The organism is Halorubrum sp. Ea8 (assembly GCF_002252925.1).
GTDB lineage: Archaea > Halobacteriota > Halobacteria > Halobacteriales > Haloferacaceae > Halorubrum.
Genome location: NZ_NHPF01000055.1, coordinates 1 through 8,024, shown reverse-complemented (window position 1 = coordinate 8,024; position 8,024 = coordinate 1). Strand labels below are relative to the sequence as shown.

Below are 8,024 nucleotides of genomic sequence, written 5' to 3'. Positions count from 1 at the left end.
TTTGCGCGCGGCGCGTGGACCCGCTCGCATGGCGAAACAGCCGCACCTGCTGGTCGAGGAGGGCGACGTCCACGAGATCGCGATCATCCCGGGCGACCCGGGCCGCGTCGACCGGATCGCCGACCTGTGCGACGACAGCGAGCTCGTCGCGCAGAACCGCGAGTACAAGATCGTCAACGCGAGCTACGAGGGGACCGACCTCACGATCTGCTCGACCGGGATCGGCTGTCCGTCGGCCGCGATCGCCGTCGAGGAGCTCTCGCGCGTCGGTGTCGAGACGTTCCTCCGCTGTGGCACCTGCGGCGCCCTGCAGGCCGACATGGAGGTCGGCGACATGGTGGTCGCGACCGGAGCGGCTAAAGAGGAGGGGACGAGCAAGCGCTACGAGTCGGCGAACTACCCCGCCGTCCCGGACTACGACGCGCTGGGCGAGCTCGTCGACGCCGCCGAAGACAACGGCGAGGACGTCCACGTCGGCCCGATCGTCTCCGACGACGCCTTCTACAACGAGAGCGACGAGTACGTCGGCGACTGGAACGACGCGAACCTGCTCGCGATCGAGATGGAGGCCGCGACCGTCTTCTCGCTGGCGCGCCGCAAGGGGCTGCGGGCCGGCGCGATCTGCACCGTCGACGGCAACCTCGTCGCCGGCAGCCAGAAGGGCGCGGACTCGGACGACGAGCTACCGGAGAAGGCCAAGGACAACGTCGAACGCGCGATCCTGATCACCCTGAACGCGGTCACAGCGCTGTAAGAGGGCCGCGCGTCGGGGGCCGCGGACGCCGCGATTACTCGTCTTCCGCCCGGAACTCCACCAGCGTCAGGTCCCGGTCAAGCGCGCAGGTGTCGTGCGGCGGCTCGCCGAGCACCTGATCGATCACGCGCTCGTCGTCGAAGTCCGCGCCGTCGGGGACGCAGTACCCGTGGCTCGGGCACTCGGTGTGGGGGCACGGCCCGGCGAGCGAGACGCGACTGCCGGCGTACGCCTGTTTCGACGGGACGTTCGCGGGGACCGGGGCGGGCTCGACCTCGACCGCCCGGACGCCGGTGTCGTGGACGGCGCAGTCGAGCGTCTGCGCGTTCTCGCGGATCCCCGTCACGCGGTACCGGGTGCCCTCGGAGAGGTTGAGACACTGGCTCCGGTACGGGCAGCCCTCGCAGGCGGGCGACTCCCCCTCGTAGACGAACTCGCGTCCCGTGTCCGCGAGTCGCGTTCCGATGAGCGTGACCGTGGTCATGGTCGACACGAGGCCCCGCGACGCCGTAAGCCTCCCGCCTCGCCGGGGACGTCGGTGGTTCCGGGCCACCACGTCCGGACGGACCGGAGGGCAAGACACATCCCCGGCCCCCGGCAACGACGACCGAACGAATGATCGCGGGGCTCGCGCGGGACGCGAAACGGGAGGCCGAGGCGGCGAACGAGCGGCGGGTCCTCGCGCTCGCCGGCGACCGCGACCGCGGGATCGACGCGGCCTACACCGCGATCGAGGCGATCGGCGGCGAGCGCGACGGCGCGTCGACCGCCGTCGTCTCGACCCGCGAGGGATTCCGGTTCGAGGAGCACCGCCCGCGGAACGCTGACGAACTGCTCGGAGGCACCCGCGAGGTCGTCGTCCTCGACTGCCACGAGCGGTTCGTCCCGAACGCGCTCGGCCGGTGCGTCGGCGCGGTCGACGGCGGCGGACTCCTGATCCTCCTGACGCCGACGCTCGACGACTGGCCCGGGATCCGCGACCGCTTCGACGAGTCGCTGGCGGTCCCGCCGTACGGCGTCGACGACGTGACGGGGCGGTTCCGCGAGCGGTTCGTCGGGACCTTGCGCGCGCATCCGGGGATCGCCGTCGTCTCGCTCGGCGCCGACGGGCCCGAGGGGGACGTCCTCGATCGCGACGGGCTGACTGGCGGAGCCGCGGTCGCGGAAGGAGCGAGGGCGGGATCCGAACCGGGCGCCGGACCGACCGTCCCGCCGAACGCGACGTTCCCCGCCGCGGCGTACGAGGCGTGTCTCACGGCCGATCAGGCTCGGGCGGTGAGGGCGTTCGAGTCGCTCGCGACTCCGGGCAACGCGGTCGTCGTCGAGGCCGACCGCGGGCGGGGGAAGTCGAGCGCGGCGGGGCTCGCGGCAGGCGCGCTCGCCATCGCCGGCGCCGACGTGCTGGTCACGGCGCCGGCGGTTCGCAACGCGGCGGAGGTGTTCGTGCGGGCGGAGGAGCTGATCGGGGGTGAGGACGCGCGGGGCGGCGAGGCCGGCGCCGCGGACGGGACGCCCCGCGTCGAGACGCGGAGCGGCGGGCGGGTGCGGTACCTGCCGCCGGCCGAGGCCGCGGAGCTCCCCGGCGATCCGGACGTCGCGATCGTCGACGAGGCGGCGGCGCTCCCGGTGCGGCTGCTGGAGGGGTTCCTCGACGAGCGGGTCGCCGTCGCGTTCTGCACCACGGTCCACGGCTACGAGGGAGCCGGGCGGGGGTTCGCGATCCGGTTCCGCGAGCGACTGCTCGATAGCCCCCTCGCGGTCCGGGACGTCCGCCTCGACGAGCCGATCCGGTACGCGCGCAACGACCCCGTCGAGGCGTGGGCGTCGCGGGCGCTCCTGCTCGACGCGCGGCCGGCGGTCGACGAGGCCGTCGCGGGGACGGCGGCCGACGAGGCGACGTACCGAGCGCTCGCGCCCGACGACCTGCTCGCGGACGAGGCCCTGCTCGGCGAGGCGTTCGGGCTGCTCGTCGCCGCTCACTACCGCACCGAGCCGAACGACCTCGCGCGGCTGCTGGACGCCCCGAACCTCTCCGCGCGGGCGCTCGTCGCCGAGGGGCGGGTGGTCGCCGTCGCGCTGCTCGCTCGCGAGGGCGGACTGGACGCCGAGACGCGCCGGGCGATGTACGAGGGCGAGCGCGTCCGCGGAAACATGGTCCCCGACGTGCTGACGAGCCAGCTCCGCGACGAGGCGGCCGCCGGGCCGCGGGGGGTCCGGACGGTCCGGATCGCGACGCACCACGCCCTGCGAGACGCGGGGTTCGGCTCACGGCTGCTGGCGGAGATCCACGCCGAGTTCGGAGCGGCGGTCGACTACTTCTCGGTCGGCTACGGCGCGACGCCGCGCCTGCTCCGGTTCTGGCGGCGGGCCGGCTACCGGACCGTCCACCTCTCGACCTCCCGCAACGACGCCTCCGGCGAGCACTCGGCGATCATGCTGCGCCCGGCGAGCGAGGCCGGCCGAGGGCTGCTCTCCCGCCACGCCGTCACCTTCCGAGACCGCGAGCGCGACGGGCTCTCGGACGCCCACCGCGACGTCGACCCCGACGTGGTCGCCGGCGCGCTCCGCGCCTGTCCCGCGCCGGTCCCGGTGGACCTGACCGAGATCGAGTGGCGCTCCGTCGTCGGGGCGTCGTTCGGGCCCGGGATGTACGACAGCGCGCCCGGCGCGTTCCGGGACCTCGCGCTCGCGGCGCTGGTCGAGGGCGCCCCGGAACTCGGCGCCCGCGAAGAGCGACTGCTGGTTCGGAAAGTCCTGCAGGGCCGCCCGTGGGAGTCGGTCGCGGACGAGCTCGGCTACGTCTCGACGGCCGCCTGCATGCGCGCGCTCGGCGACGCGTACGAGCCCCTCGTCGAGCGGTACGGGACCGACTTCGCGCTCGCAGAGCGGGAGCGATTTATAAGTGACTGACGGGACTGAGGCCGGCATTTATAAACAGAGGAGGTGGCGCGTGCCTGCGAGGCCGCCCCGCGGCCGAGCAGCACGCGCGAGGGAGTCGGTGGTCCGGAGCGAAGCGGAGGACCACCGACGAGGCTGGGGAGGCGTGAGGTGCGGTGCCGTGCGGTCGGGCGGGGCTCAAAGGGGCAGCCGCGAGGACGAAGCACGCTGCAGCAAGCACCGCAACGAGGGAGCGCCAGCGACCGAGCGAGGAGCGCAGCAAAGCGCGCGAGTCGTCGCGGCTGGGGCTTTGGAGGTGTTCGTCGAAGAGTTACTGGCAACGATTTATAAGCGAGCGGCTGGGGCTTTGGAGGTGTTGTCCGGAGGTCCGAGGTCAACCGTTTATAAATAAACGACGACTGCTACAACGGTCGTCGGTGCCCCGCCGAACGCGACCGATTAAATCCGGTTCTCGCGGCCGGGGTCGACGTCGATAGCGTCGACCGGGCAGACGTCGACGCAGAGCATGCAGTCGATACACTGGTCCTCGTCGATCGGGTTCGCCTTCCGCTCCGACTCGGGGTGGCCGGGGGTGTCCACCCAATCGAACACGTCCACCGGGCAGTCCTCCAAGCAGGCGCCGTCGGCGAGACAGATGTCGAAGTCGACGGCGACGTGGGTGCCGCGGATCCCCTGCTTCTCGGGCGGGTCGACGGGTCCCCAGACGGCGACGCCGTCCTCCTCGCCGACCTGCTCCCGGTTCTGTTCGAAGTTCGAGTCGATGGCCATCGTGCCCGTAGTTCCGGGGCTCGCTACTTAACCCCCGCGGCAGGCGGTCGGCGAGGGCGGCTCACGGGGCTCGGAGCGTCGACGAGGCCGACGGCGGATTCGGACTACGGGTGCGCGTAGTACGCGAGCAGGTCCTCCTCGCCGTCGGGTCCGTCGGGCTCGTCGGTGGCGGCCGGCTCGAAGGCGTCGATCCGGGCGAAGCCGACGCGCTCGAACTGGACGACCCCGTCGGTGTCGACGTCGTCGACCGCGGGCTCGGCGATCCCCCGGACGTCGCCGGTGACGGTCCGCAGCAGGGTGTCGAGCCCATCGTCGGCCGGCGCCCAGTGGACCACGTCCACGTCGCCGTCGCGGACGACGTCGATGTCGGCGTCCGCGAAGACCAGCTCGTCGCCCGCGTACCGGACGCAGCCGTATCCCTTGAGCCAGACGCGCTCGCCCTCGCTCGGGAGGTCGGAGGACTCGACGACGACCCTGCCCGCGGGAACGGTCCGGTCGCCGCGGTCGGCGTGGTCGGGGTGGAGCGGCGGGTGGCCGGCCTCGGGCGCGGGGGCGTCGCCGTCGACGACCGGGAGCTCGACCGCGGGGTCGTCGTCGCGGTCGCGCACGAGGAAGTAGCGGTTCGCCTCGTCGTCGATCAGGTCGCGGTTGTTCGCGTACACCGACGACATGGCCAGATCGACGTCGGAGGTGGACATCCCCAGCTCCGTCATCGAGTCGACGAGGGCCTGCCCCCGGATGCCGCGGCGGCGCATCGAGCGGATGGTCGGCGCGCGCGGGTCGTCCCAACCGGTCAGCTCGCCGTCCGCGATGAGCCCCTTGATCGTCGACGTGGAGAGTTTCACGTCGTACTCGTCCACCTGGACGTGGCCCCAGTGGAGCACCTCGGGGTACTCCCAGCCGAAGTAGTCGTAGACGAACCGCTGGCGCTTCGCGGAGTCCTGGAGGTCGATGCCGCGAATGATGTGGGTGACGCCCGTGAGGTGGTCGTCGACGCCGGACTGGAAATCGAGCATGGGCCAGCAGCGGTAGTCGGCCGCCGCCTCACGCGGGTGCGGCGTGTCGATCATCCGGAACGCGACCCAGTCGCGGAGCGCCGGGTTCTTGTGCTCGATGTCGGTGCGCACGCGGAGGACCATCTCGCCCGCGTCGTACTCGCCGGCGACCATGGCGTCGAACTCCTCGTGGACCGTCTCGGCGGCCTTCTCGCGGTGCGGACACGCCTCGGCGTCGTTCTTCAGCGCGGAGAAGGTCTCGCCGGAACACGAGCAGGTGTAGGCGCCGCCGGCGTCGATCAGCTCGCGGGCGTGGTCGTAGTACGTCTCCAGCCGATCGGACGCCTTCAGCACGCGGTCGGCCTCGAAGCCGAGGTACGCGATGTCCTCCAGGATGGCGTCGTACGCGTCTAAGTCGGGGCGCTTCGTCTCCGGGTCGGTGTCGTCGAACCGGCAGATGAACTCGCCGTCGTACCGCTCCTTGTACGTCCCGATCACCGCGGGCATCCGGGCGTGGCCGACGTGCCACGGGCCGTTCGGGTTCGGCGCGGCGCGCATCACGACCGCGCCGTCCTCGGCGTTCGGGAGCTCGGGGAGGACGTGATCGTCTTCCTCGTCTTCGGCCTCCAGCTCCGCGAGCTTGTCGGGCGCGAGCTCGCCGAGCCGCTCGCGGCGCTCGGCCTCGTCCATGTCGGCGACCCGGTTCACGACTCGGGCGACGACCCCGGGGATCTCGTCGCCGTGCGGTCTAAAGTCGGGGTTCTCGCCCATCAACGGGCCCATGATGGCGCCCACGTCCGGGTCGCTGCCGTGTTTGAGCGCGTTGAACAGCGCGGCGGCCTCGCCGGCCGCCTCGACGCGCTCGCGGAGTTCGTCGTCCATGCCCGTCGGTTGTCGGGGTCGGCTCAAAAGCGCCGCGGAACGGCGACCGGCCGGCGGTCGGTTCTCCGGCCGGCGTCGACGTCGCTACGGGGCGGAACAGCGCGCGAAAACCGAACCGGAAGGGCGACCGCGGCGGGGGCCGCGGAAGGGGGCTCCGCGGGTAGGGGTGTCCAAAACCTGCGCGCGGACGGACTTAAACGACCGAGACCGTTCACGGCGAGCGGACGGAAAGAGCGGCCCGAGACGGGCGTAAACGGTCGAGACGCTTATTAGGCGTGAGCCGATTACGTGTGCGATCTGTGCGGCCCGTCGCCGCGGTTCGCCGGCTTGATATCGCGTCGCGCCGTGGGTGACGCATGAACACGGGAGCGACTCGACGCCCCCTCCGGCCGGCGGAGGGATCGGCGTGGTAGGACCCATGTCGGACGCGGAGCGCGACGCGGGGAACCGGAAGATCAAGGTCGGATTCCTGGTGCTCGTCGCCGTCTCGCCGCCGCTCATCGCCCTCCAGTGGAACCCGACGCCGCTGGAACTGCTCGCCGCCCTCGGCGGCGGGGTCCTGTTGGGAGTGCTGCTCGTGTGGTACCTCGGCCGGCTCGCCGACCAGTTCACGGGCGGCTCGCGGCGGCCGGGACGGCGGCGGTAGAAACAGACAGCCCCCGGGACCGCGTCAGACCTCAGTCCCCGTCCGGTCGCGCGGACGGCTCGGCGCCGACGGCGACGACCTCGCCCGCGCGGTCGACGGCGACGGACCGCGACGACGACAGCGGCGAGACGCTCACCTCGCCCTCCACCGCCGCGAGCCGGTCCGATCCCGGATCGTCGGCGACGTCGCCGCGGAGGAACTCTCGCCAGAAGCGGTCGCGGAGCTCCATCCCCATCTCGCCGCGCCGCTCGCCGAACTCCCACCCCTCGGGGACGTTCTCGTCTTCCGGCCCCTCCTCGCCCGGTCGGAACTCGATCACGTCGAAGCCGCGCGCGGGCTCCGTCAGCCGGTAGGTCGGGTCGGCGGTGGCCTCGTCGTCCGCGGCCGGCGCGTTGACGTTCAGCACGTCGGCGCCGAACGGGAGCGCCGCTCCGGTCCCGTCTCGGTCGCTCCCGTCGAACTCCGTGCGGTCGAGCAGGTCGAGCACCGCGTCGGCGGCGAGCGCGAAGTCGTCGGCGTCCAGGGTCGGCGGCACGGGGAGGTTCCCCCGGTCGTACAGCGAGACGGCGATCGCTGGCGTGCCGAGGAAGGCGGCCTCCATCGCGGCGCCGACCGTCCCGGACTGCCCGAGGATGTGCGCGCCGATGTTCGGCCCGTGGTTGCAGCCGGAGACGACGACGTCGGGGTCGAGCCCGAGCGCCACCTCGGCGACGGCGACGCAGTCGGCGGGCGTCCCCTCCACCGCGTAGCCGGCGTCCTTCTCCGCGTATTCAACGGTGGTCTCCCACCACGAGCGAGTGCCGCCGACCCCGGACTGGTTCTGCTTCGGCGCGACGACCGTCACGTCGTACTCGCGCGAGAGCGCGTCCGAGAGCGCACGGATCCCGACGGCGTCGATCCCGTCGTCGTTGGTGAGGAGGATCTCGCGGGTCATGGGTGACAGTCCGACGGGCCGGGGGAAAACGTCGCCGGTAGCGGTCGCGAATCGCGGCGAGAGGCCGACGCGGGAACCGACAGGCGTCGGGCGGGTGGTACTCCGGGGCGGTCAGCGGAGGGAACGGCGGGCGGAGCGGGAGAGGGT

General features: G+C 72.4%; 7 protein-coding genes. 3 read left to right on the top strand and 4 right to left on the bottom strand.

Annotated elements, in window-relative coordinates:
- Positions 1 to 28 precede the first annotated feature (28 nt).
- Positions 29 to 754, top strand: coding sequence for a nucleoside phosphorylase (locus DJ74_RS04760; protein WP_094526516.1), 726 nt, complete (start codon positions 29 to 31; stop codon positions 752 to 754).
- Positions 755 to 788: 34 nt separating this feature from the next.
- On the opposite strand, the gene DJ74_RS04755 is transcribed toward DJ74_RS04760, so the two are convergent.
- Positions 789 to 1,238, bottom strand: coding sequence for a UPF0179 family protein (locus DJ74_RS04755; protein WP_094525099.1), 450 nt, complete (start codon positions 1,236 to 1,238; stop codon positions 789 to 791).
- A gap of 131 nt (positions 1,239 to 1,369) precedes the next feature.
- On the opposite strand from DJ74_RS04755, the gene tmcA reads away from it, so the two are divergent.
- Positions 1,370 to 3,664 (top strand): tRNA(Met) cytidine acetyltransferase TmcA, encoded by a 2,295-nt coding sequence (gene tmcA, locus DJ74_RS04750; RefSeq protein WP_094526515.1) that lies wholly within the window; start codon positions 1,370 to 1,372, stop codon positions 3,662 to 3,664.
- Positions 3,665 to 4,090: 426 nt separating this feature from the next.
- Here the strand turns inward: tmcA and DJ74_RS04745 are convergent, their stop codons facing one another.
- Positions 4,091 to 4,420: a ferredoxin family protein gene (locus DJ74_RS04745; RefSeq protein ID WP_094523206.1), complete on the bottom strand. Its 330-nt coding sequence runs from the start codon at positions 4,418 to 4,420 to the stop codon at positions 4,091 to 4,093.
- 104 nt (positions 4,421 to 4,524) lie between these two features.
- Positions 4,525 to 6,297: a glutamate--tRNA ligase gene (locus DJ74_RS04740; protein ID WP_094526514.1), complete on the bottom strand. Its 1,773-nt coding sequence runs from the start codon at positions 6,295 to 6,297 to the stop codon at positions 4,525 to 4,527.
- Positions 6,298 to 6,715: 418 nt separating this feature from the next.
- Between DJ74_RS04740 and DJ74_RS04735 the strand changes: the two genes are divergently transcribed.
- Positions 6,716 to 6,943, top strand: coding sequence for a hypothetical protein (locus tag DJ74_RS04735; protein ID WP_094525622.1), 228 nt, complete (start codon positions 6,716 to 6,718; stop codon positions 6,941 to 6,943).
- A 31-nt stretch (positions 6,944 to 6,974) separates the two neighbouring features.
- On the opposite strand, the gene surE is transcribed toward DJ74_RS04735, so the two are convergent.
- Positions 6,975 to 7,877, bottom strand: a complete 903-nt coding sequence (surE, locus tag DJ74_RS04730) for a 5'/3'-nucleotidase SurE (RefSeq protein ID WP_094526513.1) — start codon at positions 7,875 to 7,877, stop codon at positions 6,975 to 6,977.
- Positions 7,878 to 8,024: the final 147 nt, after the last annotated feature.